11 protein-coding genes and 1 pseudogene are annotated in these 13,516 nt (G+C 44.8%); 10 read left to right on the top strand and 2 right to left on the bottom strand.

The genetic code is table 11. The features are described 5' to 3' along the window. The first annotated feature begins 139 nt into the window (after positions 1–139). The 5 genes from Q0K92_RS09345 to Q0K92_RS09325 are packed head-to-tail and all read left to right on the top strand — an operon-like array spanning position 140 to position 5,029. Positions 140–1,966 carry a fatty acyl-AMP ligase gene (locus Q0K92_RS09345; RefSeq protein WP_297325537.1) on the top strand — a complete coding sequence of 609 codons (1,827 nt, stop codon included), beginning with the start codon at positions 140–142 and terminating at the stop codon, positions 1,964–1,966. A 5-nt stretch (positions 1,967–1,971) separates the two neighbouring features. Continuing rightward, positions 1,972–2,892: an NAD(P)-dependent oxidoreductase gene (locus Q0K92_RS09340; protein ID WP_297325536.1), complete on the top strand. Its 921-nt coding sequence runs from the start codon at positions 1,972–1,974 to the stop codon at positions 2,890–2,892. A gap of 57 nt (positions 2,893–2,949) precedes the next feature. Next, entirely contained in the window at positions 2,950–3,177 is a 228-nt protein-coding gene (locus Q0K92_RS09335; RefSeq protein ID WP_297325535.1) for an acyl carrier protein, read from the top strand. Then, positions 3,177–4,364, top strand: a complete 1,188-nt coding sequence (locus Q0K92_RS09330) for an aminotransferase class I/II-fold pyridoxal phosphate-dependent enzyme (RefSeq protein ID WP_297325534.1) — start codon at positions 3,177–3,179, stop codon at positions 4,362–4,364. The genes Q0K92_RS09335 and Q0K92_RS09330 overlap by 1 nt, the downstream gene beginning before the upstream one ends. After that, positions 4,361–5,029: a hypothetical protein gene (locus Q0K92_RS09325; protein ID WP_297325533.1), complete on the top strand. Its 669-nt coding sequence runs from the start codon at positions 4,361–4,363 to the stop codon at positions 5,027–5,029. The genes Q0K92_RS09330 and Q0K92_RS09325 overlap by 4 nt, the downstream gene beginning before the upstream one ends. Before the next feature lie 96 nt (positions 5,030–5,125). On the opposite strand, the gene Q0K92_RS09320 is transcribed toward Q0K92_RS09325, so the two are convergent. Further along, entirely contained in the window at positions 5,126–6,271 is a 1,146-nt protein-coding gene (locus tag Q0K92_RS09320) for an FAD-dependent oxidoreductase (protein WP_297325532.1), read from the bottom strand. A 211-nt stretch (positions 6,272–6,482) separates the two neighbouring features. Here Q0K92_RS09320 and Q0K92_RS09315 point away from each other — a divergent pair, with 211 nt between their 5' ends. From Q0K92_RS09315 to Q0K92_RS09295, 5 genes are all read left to right on the top strand, one after another. Then, positions 6,483–7,010 carry a peptidoglycan-binding domain-containing protein gene (locus tag Q0K92_RS09315; RefSeq protein WP_297325531.1) on the top strand — a complete coding sequence of 176 codons (528 nt, stop codon included), beginning with the start codon at positions 6,483–6,485 and terminating at the stop codon, positions 7,008–7,010. Between the two features lie 418 nt (positions 7,011–7,428). Then, positions 7,429–8,547, top strand: a complete 1,119-nt coding sequence (gene hpnH / locus Q0K92_RS09310) for an adenosyl-hopene transferase HpnH (RefSeq protein ID WP_297325530.1) — start codon at positions 7,429–7,431, stop codon at positions 8,545–8,547. 55 nt (positions 8,548–8,602) lie between these two features. Beyond that, positions 8,603–9,730 carry a glycosyltransferase gene (locus Q0K92_RS09305; protein ID WP_297325529.1) on the top strand — a complete coding sequence of 376 codons (1,128 nt, stop codon included), beginning with the start codon at positions 8,603–8,605 and terminating at the stop codon, positions 9,728–9,730. Beyond that, positions 9,708–10,352: an ABC transporter substrate-binding protein gene (locus Q0K92_RS09300; protein WP_297325528.1), complete on the top strand. Its 645-nt coding sequence runs from the start codon at positions 9,708–9,710 to the stop codon at positions 10,350–10,352. Before Q0K92_RS09305 ends, Q0K92_RS09300 begins: the two co-directional genes overlap by 23 nt. Before the next feature lie 54 nt (positions 10,353–10,406). Next, entirely contained in the window at positions 10,407–13,091 is a 2,685-nt protein-coding gene (locus Q0K92_RS09295; protein ID WP_297325527.1) for an MMPL family transporter, read from the top strand. Here the strand turns inward: Q0K92_RS09295 and Q0K92_RS09290 are convergent. Next, a pseudogene (locus Q0K92_RS09290) lies at positions 13,075–13,516 on the bottom strand (SAM-dependent methyltransferase); the annotation flags it as partial. The gene Q0K92_RS09295 and the pseudogene Q0K92_RS09290 sit on opposite strands and share 17 nt — an antisense overlap.

The following is a 13,516-nucleotide window of genomic DNA, read 5'->3' as shown; positions in this document are numbered from 1 at the left end:
CGGTAAGCGTTTGAATGAAAATTTTCCAGCCAACAAAAAGTGCGTTATTAAAGATTAATAATCGGAGTTGGCACGCTCAACCAGAATTTCTTGCTCAGGAGAGTAAGATGACAAGTACTATTACTTCGAGGGGAAGATCTTGAGTTCGACAATAACCAAGTTGAACGCTCCGCTAACGCAAGCGTTTGATTCTCAACCTTCAAGCGAATTACATTTAACACCGACACCGACGCTCAATACACTAGCTCAGCGGTTAGCAGGTTTTGATACCCTAACGAGCGCTTTAGAATATGCGGCGGAGGGGACGACAGGGTATAACTTTTATGACGCAAGGGGTAACTTACGTTCGATTCTGCCTTACAGCATGCTTAGGCAGAACGCTCGTACACTAGCTCAGCGTTTATCTGGTTTTGATTTGCCCCGTGGAAGTCGAGTAGCAATTATTGCTGATACTTCCCCAGAATTTGTCGAGTTGTTTTTTGCATGTCGCTATGCTGGTTTAGTGCCTTTTGCGATGCCGATTCCGGTCAATCTTGGCAGCCATGCAATATATGTTCAGCAATTAAGAGGTATGCTTGAAAGCAGTCAAGCGAGTATTGCGCTGGCGAATATTGATTATATTAATTTCCTGGAAGAAGCTGTGGAAGGGGCAACCGGTATACAGTGGGTGGGAACACCAGGGAAATTAAATGAGCTCTCTGCTAGAGAGATAGAATTACAGCCTAATCATCCTGACGAGACTGCTTATTTACAGTTTACATCGGGTAGTACACGTACTCCTAGGGGTGTGGTTATTACCGAACGAGCCTTGATGTGTAACTTGCAAGGTATTGTAAGGAATGGACTGGAGATAAGGCCTGGTGATCGTTCTGCATCATGGTTGCCTTTTTACCATGATATGGGATTGGTTGGTTTAGTTTTGGCGCCGATGGTTACACAAATCTCTGTTGATTATTTGGCAACGCGGGATTTTGCAATTCGGCCTTTGCAGTGGCTGCGCTTAATTAGTCGCAACCGTTGTACCGTGGCATTCAGTCAGCCGTTTGGCCTTAAGCTTTGTACTTTACGTGTTAGGGAATCTGATCTCAAGGAATTGGATCTCAGTTGTTGGCGGGCTGCAGGTATTGGGGCCGAAATGATTCGGCCGGAAACTTTGAGAAACTTCGCGGAAAAATTTGCATCAGCCGGTTTTGATGAGAACGCTTTCTTGCCATGCTATGGTCTTGCAGAATCAACGTTGGCAGTCACTTTCTCAAAAATTGGTGAAGGATGCAAAAGTATACAAGTAGATAGCAAGACGCTGATCGATAAGAGAATGGCTGCCCGGTTGCAGACTGAGGGACGTAAGCAAAATGAATTTGTAAATTGTGGACGTCCATTGCCTGGACATATCGTTAAGATAGTCGATGAGGATGGCCAACAATTATCAGAAATGATGGTTGGCAGTGTTCTGGTTCATGGCGATAGTGTGATGACGGGTTACTATAACAATCCTGAAGAAACTAACAAAGCGCTTAAATCCGGCAACTGGTTAGATACTGGCGATATTGGATTCCTGCTTGAGGGCGATCTATTTATCACCGGGCGTCGTACTGATGTCATTATTGTTAATGGTCGCAATATCCGTGCACAAGATATAGAAGAGCTGGCTGAGCAGCAGCCTGAAGTCAGATCACGCGAGGCTTCTGCATTCGGCGTCAATGATGAAGATGGAACAACGACTATCGTACTCGTCATCGAGTGCAGGTTGACAGCAGTGACAGAGCGACAATCACTAACGGTTAGATTGCAGCAGCTTGTATATATGGCATTTGGAGTCAATTGCGTTGTTGAATTGGTTCCACCGCATACCTTGCCGCGGACTTCTTCTGGGAAACTTTCACGTTTTGCAGCGCGACAAGGTTATATTCAAAGAACAAGCTTGGCAGTAGGTCAATTGTCTTTTGTAGAATCAGGTGACAGATAAAGCGCATGCCAAAATTAGTAGCCGTAACAGGTGCTACTGGCTTCATTGGCAATGTACTGATACAGAAATTGATTCAGAATGGATGGACAGTTCGTGCACTTACGCGAACTGGCCATTATTCAACCAATGAATCTATTCAATGGATTCAAGGCGATCTCAATAACCTAGCGGCGTTGCATCATTTAGTTGATGGTGTAGCGTTCGTTATCCACTGTGCAGCAACGGTAAGAGGGAGTTCCTTTCAAGAATTCGCGCATACAAATATTGAAGGTACTAAAAATATTTTATGCGCTCTTACTCAGGCTAAGCAAACACAATCTTCCCGTTTCTTGTTAATCTCATCCTTAGCGGCACGGCAGCCAGAGCTATCATGGTATGCACAAAGCAAATATTTGGCTGAGCAAGCGCTCATGGAATATTCAGAGAAATTGCGGTGGGCAATATTTCGACCTACGGCTGTTTATGGTCCGGGGGATAAGGAATTAAAGCCACTTTTTCAAGCAATGCGCCGCGGAATATTGCCGGTCGTTGGAAAAATTCATAATCGATTCGGATTAATACATGTCGATGATCTGGTTGCGGCTATTCAAGCTTGGCTTGAATCCGACCAAGCCATCAATGGGATCTTTGAACTTGATGACGGTATACCAGGCGGATACAGTTATCAGAGTCTAGTTGCCATAGCGCAGCAAGTATGGAAGAGCCCTGTTCATTGTGTTGCCATACCGGATCTGCTTATCCGGGGTATCGCTTCATCCAATCTTTGGCTTGCTCGTCTACTTCATTATTCTCCCATGCTGACTCCAGGAAAAGTTAATGAGTTACAACATAACGACTGGGTATGTGATAATACTCCCCTACGCCATGCGCTTCCCGCGTGGCAACCGAGTATCCGTTTACAAGATGTATTATCTGAAGTAATCTAACTCTAAAATTTAACCACGCTGAATTAACCTATGACTGAAAGTAATTACGATGAGATCATGACGTTACTCTGTGATCGCCTAAGTAGTTTAACGAATTCTAATGTTCAGATTACTTCCGAAACGAACCTGATTAGTCAATTATCGATCGACTCCATTAAGCTACTCAATTTAATTATGGAGATTGAAGATACTTTCGATGTCTCAATTCCTATTAATGCATTAACAGATATTCAGACTGTGCGCGAACTGGCCGACTTAGTACACAAAATTAAATCAGCATCATAATGAATTTACTTGAAAAACTAGACGCAGCTGCGGCTGCAAGAAAAGCGCTTTTGCCCGATGGTGTGGGTGCTTTTGGTATCCCGATAGAAGAAGTTTATTCGGCTACAGAAGCGCGGATTGGCGATCGCCGTGTATTGCTGCTCGGCACTAACAACTATCTGGGATTGACCTTCGCGCCTGAATGTATTCGTGCAGCGCATGAAGCAATTGATAAAGAAGGCACCGGTACTACGGGGTCTCGGATGGCAAATGGCAGTTATTTTGGCCATCGCGCATTAGAAAGAGAGTTCGCTGACTTTTATCAATGTAGTTCCAGTATCGTCTTTACTACGGGTTATCAAGCTAACTTAGGGACTATTTCAGGCCTGGTAGGTCCTGGAGATACCGTATTGATTGACGGTGATTCTCATGCAAGTATCTATGACGGTTGTATTTTAAGTGGCGCAGATATCATTCGCTTCAAGCACAATGATATGGCTGATATGGAGAAACGCCTGCGCCGCTTAGGTGATCGTGTTGAAACGACGCTGATTATTGCTGAAGGCATATACAGCATGTTAGGTGATCAGGCACCACTCGCCGAAATTGTTAAATTAAAGAATACCTATGGCGGTACTTTGCTTCTCGATGAAGCGCATTCACTGGGGGTACTGGGTGAAACTGGGCAAGGTCTGGTAGAAAAAACCGGATTATTGCAAGAAGTCGATTTTATTACGGGGACATTCAGCAAAAGCCTGTGCAGTATCGGGGGATATTGTGTCAGTAATCACCCGCAACTTGAACAGTTGCGTTATGTGAGCCATCCTTATATTTTTACCGCATCACCATCGCCCGCAACCATTGCTTCCACCCGTGCAGCATTGGAATTATTGCGTAAAGGCAGTCATTTGCGTAAACAATTGTGGCGTAACTGTACGCAACTCTATGCACAGCTTAAAGAAGCAGGTTATACGCTCGGTCCGGACCCTGGACCGGTCATTGCCGCCATGCTTGATACACCGCAACAAGCACTCCTGCTTTGGCAAAATTTGCTTGAACATAATATTTATGTCAATTTGATATTGCCTCCGGCCGCTCCCGAAGGTAAATCACTTGTACGCTGCAGTGTAAACGCCGCTCACACGACAGAACAGATTCAATATGTCGGCGATACCTTTGCCAAACTGCACAGTTTGGTATGTGAATGACAAATGGTGAATTGATGAAAATGCTGCGGATACTGGTGCTCACAGTATTATCTTTCCTGCTTCAGGGCAATGTCTTTGGAATATCCATTGCATACAGTGGATTTACCTGCCTGAATACAATAGATATTAATGACATTACACCGAGCGGTATTCCAATCGAGAGTAGATTTGAGGTGGTGGAAGATGTTGGTGGTGGGATATTTCGACTGAGTCTAACCGGCGGTATTCCTCGCATTGTCAATAGTGATCGTAACGTGTGTATCGATAGCGTGACGGCCATTGGATATTCTGGGGTTCCGCAGGTGGATGGCTTGCCTGGATTGCTAGAGTCGATTGATGCAACAGCCTATTTTGGCGGGCAAGAATTGGTGATTGTGGTCAATTCGATGTTCACTGATTTAAGTGCTAGGAGAGGGGCGTTCTCATCATTCAGTACAAGTAATATATTAGCGATTACAAATACCTTGATCTTTGTATTCGATCCTCAAGTATCGTCATTCAATTTAAAGAAAGTGATACGCAACGCAGGTTTTACCCATACTGAAACCGGATCGGCAAATTCCATTCCATTTCTGGAAACAGTGCTGCCATCATTTAACGGTGTTTCGCAAGGCAAGCCTCTGATACTGACGCCAACATCCAGTATCGAATATCGTCTGGAATAGCAATATCTCTAATCTTAGCAATTAGTTAAATCCTGATTTTTGTGCCATTGTTGCGTTACGTAAGTTCTAATGGATGCTTGGCGATTATTTTGCTTATCATCGGTTTTGGCTAGAATGTGCCATAAACGCACGATCAATATGATTTTTCCACCACCAGACCCATTTTCCATGCCCAAATAGCGGGCCCCATGAAGCGACGGCATGACGGTCGCCTGTAGTTAATAAGCTCAGAAAACGTTTTTGCGGTTTAAAAGCCAGTAGCGGGTGCTTTTTAAGCGTGGCGGCAATATTGTTTGCCAGTATCGGTCCTTGACGAACTGCATAAACACCGGCTTTAGGCAAGGGTGTGGGCATGAAAGCAGCGATATCGCCCACAGCAAATATGTTCGGATGTGAGACGCTGCGGAGATATTGGTCAATCTGAATAAACCCTTTGTCATCGCACTTTAATCCGCTTTCTGCCGGCCAGGATTGCGCACCGGCATGAGTAGCCCAGGCAGAAAAATCATAATCCAGGATCGTGCCATCATCCAGCGTCAGTTGATGTTGATTGATGGCAGTGACATGTTTTCCGCTGAGGATAGTGATGCCGAGTGTTTTTAGGTGGCGCTTGAAAAACGCCTGCACGCGTTCATTGTATGAGCTTAGGATATTTTGATTGGCGCAAACTAAAGTAAAGCTTGCATGAATAGAAGTGGTATGGCGAAGTTTATAATGCATTGCCAGCAATATCTCAATACTGGCAGCCCCGCCTCCAATCATTACAATTCGATGTAATGTACTGGTATTCATAGTCTGAGCTGTTTTAAGCCAGTGCTGCCAATGATCAAGAAATTGCTGAAATGGTTTAATGGGGCAGCCATGTTCATTGGCACCTTCAATATCATTCACTGCTGGCTGAGAACCGATATTAATCGACAACACATCGTACTGCAAAGATGGATGTTGATGGCAGTAGATTTTCTTGTTCAGCGGATCAATGCGCTGAACTTTGCCGCGAATAAACTGAACACCGGCCCATTGACAAAGTTTCTGTAAATCGATATGGCAGTCTTCAAAAGTATAGTGGCCAGCAATTAACCCTGGCAGCATTCCAGAATAAGGTATGAGCGCATCAGTGCTGATGAGTGTGACTGTGGTATCTGGGGGAGGACACATGCCCAGTTTTTTGATAATGGAAATGTGGCTGTGACCACAACCAATTAGAAATAAATACTTTTTATGAGGTGTTAGCGCGTTCATTAACGTATTCAGATTGCGTTATTTTCAGAAAAGTGTGATAGTTCACATCGCAACATCATTGGTTAGTCCATGCTACTACAAATAAAATCAAATGTATTTCTATGGCTTCTAGGACTAATTAAGTAAGGTATTGAAAGTATTTCATTTTATCATTACGGTATATTTTTCACGATTAATGATTTTTAAATTTATTTACTCACGGAGGGGAATAATGAAATCTAGCAAGATCAGTACATTAGCAGCTTATGCTATTCTTTTGTTAGTAACAGGTCTGTTATTCGCATGTAAGCCGATCTTTGAGAAAAAGCCGCTGCCCGGTAAGGAAGGAAGCAAAGAAGTGGCGGCAGCACCTGCTGCACCGGCACCAGCACCAGCACCAGCACCAGCACCTGCAGCAAGTGCGCCTGCACCCGCTGAACCAGCTACCAAAATTGAAGAAGTTCAAAGTATACAGAGTCTAGAGTCCGCTGCTGAGATGCCTGATGCAACCAGTAAAGGTGCTGCAGCTCCCGCCCAAGTACTGGTGGCTGATGATGGGGACGATGTTGTAAAAATCACACCTGTGATTATGCGCAAAGTACAGCAAGCGCTTGTGAATGCAGGGCTTAATCCTGGCCCGGTGGATGGTGTCAGTGGCGCTAAAACAGTTTCTGCTATTGAGAGCTTCCAAAAACAAAATAACATCCCGGCAGGTAAGCTGAATAAAAGAACACTGCGTGCACTGGGTGTTGATTTCTAAGAATAAAAAAATAGATTTGTCAGTATTTAAATACACCAAGAGCTTGCAGTTCTTGGTGTATTTATTTGTACATAAGAATCTCTTAAGTAAGTAAAATGATGTATTTGATTTGTCGGATGGTTATAGGTGTTGAGGCGATTTAAAAAAATTTGCTATAGAAGAAGTCATGTTCTATAGTTGAGCGCTCAAATAAAAACCGGTTTCAGAGTTTATTCAGATAATTGTGGAAATGTGCAGAGGTTAGCAATAGTGGATATTGTTTGTTGCGAGCTTCTATTTTCTTAGTATCTGGATTTCTTTGGAATTTTTATTTATCCATATGAGCTTTTAGTTAGTTTCAACATCACGGGCTCTGTTTATATAATTCTTAGTAGTGTAAGTCATTACTTGCTTTTGAAGTACTTTTGGAGGTTTTCTCATGGGAGTTCCTTTACGTCAACAGATTGCAGTTGGCAGTTATCTAATCAAACAAAAACTGAAGGGAGTAAAAAAATATCCCTTAGTGCTCATGCTGGAGCCTTTGTTTCGCTGTAATCTCGCATGTGCGGGGTGTGGAAAGATTGCACATCCGGAAGATGTTCTCGATCAACGTCTCTCATACGAAGAGTGTATGCAGGCAGTCGATGAATGCGGCGCTCCGATGGTATCAATTCCAGGCGGGGAGCCACTGCTACATAAAGAGATGCCGCAGATTGTTGCGGGCATCATTCAGCGCAAAAAATATGTTTACTTGTGTACCAACGCATTATTGTTAAAGAAAAGGATTGATGACTATACCCCGTCACCGTATTTAACATTCTCAATCCATTTGGATGGTATGAAAGAGCGTCATGATGCGTCGGTTTGTCAGGATGGTGTTTTCGATCGTGCGGTTGAGGCGATAAAGCTGGCTCTGGATAAAGGCTTCAGAGTTACTGTGAACTGTACGCTGTTTCAAGGCGAAACACCGAAGGATGTCGCCGAGTTTCTGGACTATGCGATGGAGTTGGGTGTTGAGGCAGCAACGATTGCTCCTGGGTTTAGCTATGAAAAGGCACCTCAGCAAGATGTGTTTATCAAAAGCCAGGATACAAAAATATTGTTCCGTGGCATTTTTGAGTTAGGTAAGCAACTAAAGCGGAAATGGAGATTGAACCACTCAGCGCTTTATTTGGATTATCTGGCGGGAAATCAGGATTATGAATGTACACCATGGGGTAATCCGACACGCAATGTGTTTGGCTGGCAAAAGCCTTGCTACTTGTTATCGGATGAGGGTTATGCAAAAACCTTCAAAGAACTTCTTGATGATACGCCGTGGGAAAAGTATGGTACGGCAAATAATCCGAAATGCGCACAATGTATGGCGCACTGTGGATATGAAGCAACCGCGGTTGAAGATACACTCCAACATCCATGGAAGGCACTGATTGCATCGCTAAAAGGACCGAGAACGACAGGCCCGATGGTGGCTGAGCCTGCCCCCAAATGGGCAGCGGGAGAAAATAAAATGCCGAAGAAACTTTCTGATATACCGGTAACACTGGTTAACAAATAAGCAGATACAGGGTATCGGCACTGGTTGATAGCATTTGCTACAAGTAAGAATGATGATGGAATTCGTATTATATCTGTCTATTTTCGGTGTCTTATGTTGGTGGTCATTAATACTGTTTCCGTGGTGTCCTTGGAGTACCCGTGAAAAGGTAGAAGTTGGAGTTTCTGAAAATTCTGATACCTTACTGAGTGATATTACAGTCTTGATTCCCGCGCGCAATGAAGGCCCCTATATTCAACATACACTGAATGGAGTGAAAGCGCAGGGAGAGGGGGCGTGTATCATCGTAATAGATGATCAGTCAGATGATGATACGGCGCAACAAGCTAGGCAGTGTGGTGCGCAGGTCATATCCGGTAGCGCACCCCCTGCGGGATGGAGCGGAAAGCTCTGGGCGCTTGAACAGGGACTCAAGGCAGTTAGGACGCCTTATACACTGTTGCTGGATGCTGATATTGAGTTGACGCCTGGAATTGTTACTGAGCTGCGGCGAAAAGCGCAGGATGAGAATCTCGCATTTATTTCATTGATGGCTAAACCTTCCATGAAGAATTTTATAGAGCGCTTACTCATGCCGGCGTTCATTTTTTTCTTCAAATTGTTATATCCTTTTGGGCTAGCAAATAGGCCAACTTCACGAGTTGCCGCAGCTGCAGGGGGATGTATTTTGGTGGAAACACAAGCATTGCGCACAGTAGGTGCTTTTGCCAATTTGCATGATGCATTGATCGATGATTGCACGTTAGCGGCGCATATTAAGCGCGCAGGTTACCGTACCTGGATAGGATTGAGTCATGCGGCACGTAGTCATCGTAGTTACCAAGCGTTAAAGCCCATCTGGGAAATGGTGACTCGAACGGCTTATACGCAGTTAAGGTATTCGTTTATTTTGCTTGCTGTCTGTACATTGATCATGGTGTCGATGTTCTGGGCGGCACCGCTGGCTTTTTTGCTGCTGTTGGCTCAAGAAATTTATATGGTAAGTTTACTGGCATGGGTGGCTATGTTTATTACCTATATGCCAACTTTAATTTATTATCAACGTTCTCCACTTTGGGGACTCGCATTGCCTATCATCGGTACATTGTACCTTGCTATGACTTGGACATCAGCACTACGATACTGGCGTGGAGAACGTGCTTGTTGGAAAGATCGTCGATATGAAAGTAGAATTAACAATTAAATCAATTAGATTAATGGCGTGGTGCCTAATAGGGATGTGGCTGTTGTCAGCTAATTCGATGGTATTCAGCGCATCCGATTCAGTACCCGAGAGTCCGGAGCAGGTGATACAAAAATTACAATCTTCCTTACTTCAGGTAATGCGTGAAAGTGAGCAACTGGGTTACGAAGGGCGATTTAAATTCTTGGAACCTGTCATTGAGCAATCTCATGATCTTGAATTGATTATTAAAACGATACTGGGTGCAACCTATTGGGCGCAATTGGATAAAGAACAAAAAAACCTGGTTATTGATACATTCCGCCAACTGAGTATTGCTACCTATGCAGGGCGATTCAATCAATATGAAGGGGAACAATTCGAAGTGATTGAGCAGCGAGCTTTGCCGCACGAACAAACACTGGTGCGAAGCCAATTAACTAAATCAGATGGCGGTACGGTGAATTTTGACTATGTTCTACAGCAAACAGAAGGACGCTGGCGTATTGTCAATATCTTATTTGATGGCGTGAGTGATCTTGCCATCAAACGCGGAGAGTATCGCGCAATTATGCAGCGGGATGGCTTTCAAGCACTAATTGAATTGCTGAAGGAAAAGATTATTCAGACGCGGCAGAATTAACAATAGGATGATTGCACTTTCTCCTAACAGGCCCGTTAAAGGATTTTTCTAAGCGTGGAAAAATCACACAGTCGTAGTTATCGGATTTTTGCACGGTGGGCCGAATTTTGCTATCAGCATGCCATTGGAGTCATTCTGTTCGTACTGGCATTGACTGCACTGAGTGCGATTTATACAGCCAATAATCTTGGAGTGCACACCGATACGACAGACATGCTCTCCGAGGATGTTCCTTTTCGTGCCAATCATATCCGCTATAAACAATCATTTTCCCAATACGAAGACACATTATTGCTGGTACTGGACGCACCCACACCGGAGCAAGCGCACGCCGCGGCAAAACGTATCACTACTTACCTGCAAGAAAATAACGCTCAATTTCCGAACACTTATTATTTAAGCGGGGATTCTTTCTTTGAACAGAATGGTCTACTTTTCAAGAGCATATCGGAATTAGGTCGTATTACCGATCACTTGGCGACAGCACAACCCCTGGTTGCGCGCATCGCGGAAAATCCTACGCTGTATACCTTTTCTTCCATACTCACTGAAGCCATCGATGAGTTAAGGACTGGCCGCACGTTAGAGTTGGAGCCGGTAATGAATGGGGTCAGTGCAACGATCGATGCGCAATTGGCTGGTAAGTCCCGCGCATTATCATGGCAGGCACTCTTGAGCGGTGAAGCGCAAAAAGCGAGCTACCAGGAATTCGTTGTAGTCAAGCCGAAGCTTGATTATTCTCAAATATTTGCTGCTGAAGAACCGATCAAATTAATTCGTACAGCCGCTCAAGATATGGGTTTGACTGCGGATGCCGTGGAGAAATTGCGTATAACCGGTGAAGTGGCGCTGGCTCATGACGAACTGAATAGTGCCATGCATGGTGCGCAGGATGCTGGATTACTGGCGCTCGTCATGGTGGCCGGCGTGTTGTTCATTGCGCTGCGTTCTGCCGGAGCGATGTTAACAGTAATACTGAGTCTGATTCTTGGCCTGTTGCTGACAGCAGCATTTGCTACCGTTGCTGTGGGATATTTGAATCTGATTTCGATCGCATTTGCTGTGCTATACATCGGTCTCGGGGTTGATTATGCCATTCATTTTTTGCTGCGGTATGAAGAATTAAGGAAGCATAGCCAATCCGTTGCCGAGACTTTACATAAAACCGGCGGAGATATGGGGCAATCATTGTTGATTTGTGCAATCACCACCGCAATCGGTTTTTATGCATTCATGCCAACGACTTACAGAGGTGTTGCAGAACTGGGGCTGATATCGGGGACAGGAATGATGATCAGTTTTTTGATTACCATGACACTGATTCCTGCCTTGCAAAGATTTTTTCCCATGCGCATCAGAAGTTCATCCACTTCCATTACATCGATCAACCGCATGCTGGACCTACCCAGACACTTTCGTAAATCGGTATATGCACTCACAACGATTGCTATTCTGGCTTCTGCCGTGACATTACCACATATCAGGTTTGATTATAATTTGCTGAATCTGAATAACCCACGTGCTGAGTCGGTGCTGACTTTTCAGGAATTACTCAAGAACACGGAAGATTCGCCTTGGCATATCGATATACTCGTTGATCAATTTCAGGAAACGGAATCCGTGGTGCAACGACTTAAAGCCTTGCCGGAAGTGGATAAAGTGATCAGTATTCTTGATCTGGTGCCGCAGGAACAAGAAGCAAAAAGTCTTTTGATCGAGGAAATGGCAATGACGCTTGGACCGATTTCTTTTTCCCCGGCAGCATTTCAGCAAACGGATCGCTATACGGTTGCGCAGCAACGCATGGCATTGGAAAAATTAAATCATGCATTAACCCGGTTTATAGCCGAGCAGCCAGGTCATTCTGCTATCGCTGCCGCTCACGTACTGCGTTCTTCATTGTCTGATTTACTGGCACGGTTGGATAAAGGTGCGATAGAAAATGCGCAGGCAGCGGAGCAATTATTAAATACCCTCAGCAAAGATCTGATCGGCCTGCTGCCTGATTCGATCAAACGGCTGCAGCTGGCACTGGAAGCAAAACCCTTTACGCAAGACACATTGCCGACAACGATCAGTGCGCACTGGCATAGTCACGATGATGCTTATCGCATCGCGGTCTATCCATCGGAAAATATTAATGACAATGATGCACTACGCAGATTTGTTCATGCGGTGCAGCGTGTGGTACCCAATGCAACCGGGGCACCGGTCATTAGCCTGGAAGCCGGTGAAGCGGTGGTGGATGCGTTTATACATGCTTTCTCATTGGCGCTGCTGGGTGTCATCCTGACGTTATGGTTAATGCTCAGAAGTGTCACCGCTACCGCGCTGGTATTAATACCGCTTTTACTGGCGACTTTATTCACGGGCGCTTGCACCGTTTTGCTTGGCCTACCGTTCAATTTCGCCAATATTATCGCCTTACCATTATTACTGGGTATCGGCATCGACAGCAGCTTGCACATGGTGCACAGGAGTCGTAATACCGGCGTGGTGTACGAGAATTTATTGCATACCAGTACAGCACGCGCAATTTACTACAGTGCATTAACAACATTGGTGGGGTTTGGCAGTCTGGTATTTTCCACACACCAAGGCACCGCCGGTATGGGGCTGCTGTTGACAGTCGGATTGTTTCTTACGCTGGTTTGTGTGTTGATTATTCTGCCGGTGTTATTACAATCGACTAGTAAAAGAAAGCTGGTGCTACTTGATCCGTTTATTCCGGTTTTGTGACAACGGTACGCGTTAAAGCTCCAGTTTGCGAAGTTGAAACCATCAGTTTGATGCGATTTGGGAGATAGTTTTGCAATTTCAGGGATCGCTCACCGGTATCCAGTGGTATTTTCTGTTGTGACAATAATTCTGTGCAGTTTAACAAGGTAATGAGGTGTGCGGCCGGAAAATCGCTGATGATGGTTTGGTTTACTTCTGGTAGAAAACTGCACGTCGCATACACCAATAGTCCGCAGGTTTGAGCGAACAGCCGCTGCTGAAAGAATGGCGCCTGTTTTATTTTGAGTTCTTCGATGCTTTGCGGGGATTGACGCCATTTTAAATCCGGATTGCGCCGCAATGTTCCGAGCCCACTGCAAGGGGCATCCACCAGTACCCGGTCTATTTTTCCGGCCAATCGCTTGATTTTAATATCATTTCGTTTG

The sequence above is a fragment of the Nitrosomonas sp. genome (assembly GCF_024282095.1).
Lineage (GTDB): Bacteria > Pseudomonadota > Gammaproteobacteria > Burkholderiales > Nitrosomonadaceae > Nitrosomonas.
Note: the sequence above shows the minus strand (reverse complement) of the source record. Positions and strands in the feature narration are given on the sequence as shown.

Bases quoted from the DNA above. Each gene is read 5' to 3' on its own strand.
- Q0K92_RS09340 (WP_297325536.1), top strand. From the start codon at position 1,972: ATGCCAAAATTAGTAGCCGTAACAGGTGCTACTGGCTTCATTGGCAAT.
- Q0K92_RS09335 (WP_297325535.1), top strand. From the start codon at position 2,950: ATGACGTTACTCTGTGATCGCCTAAGTAGTTTAACGAATTCTAATGTT.
- Q0K92_RS09330 (WP_297325534.1), top strand. From the start codon at position 3,177: ATGAATTTACTTGAAAAACTAGACGCAGCTGCGGCTGCAAGAAAAGCG.
- Q0K92_RS09325 (WP_297325533.1), top strand. From the start codon at position 4,361: ATGACAAATGGTGAATTGATGAAAATGCTGCGGATACTGGTGCTCACA.
- Q0K92_RS09320 (WP_297325532.1), bottom strand. From the start codon at position 6,271: ATGAACGCGCTAACACCTCATAAAAAGTATTTATTTCTAATTGGTTGT.
- Q0K92_RS09315 (WP_297325531.1), top strand. From the start codon at position 6,483: ATGAAATCTAGCAAGATCAGTACATTAGCAGCTTATGCTATTCTTTTG.
- hpnH (WP_297325530.1), top strand. From the start codon at position 7,429: ATGGGAGTTCCTTTACGTCAACAGATTGCAGTTGGCAGTTATCTAATC.
- Q0K92_RS09305 (WP_297325529.1), top strand. From the start codon at position 8,603: ATGGAATTCGTATTATATCTGTCTATTTTCGGTGTCTTATGTTGGTGG.
- Q0K92_RS09300 (WP_297325528.1), top strand. From the start codon at position 9,708: ATGAAAGTAGAATTAACAATTAAATCAATTAGATTAATGGCGTGGTGC.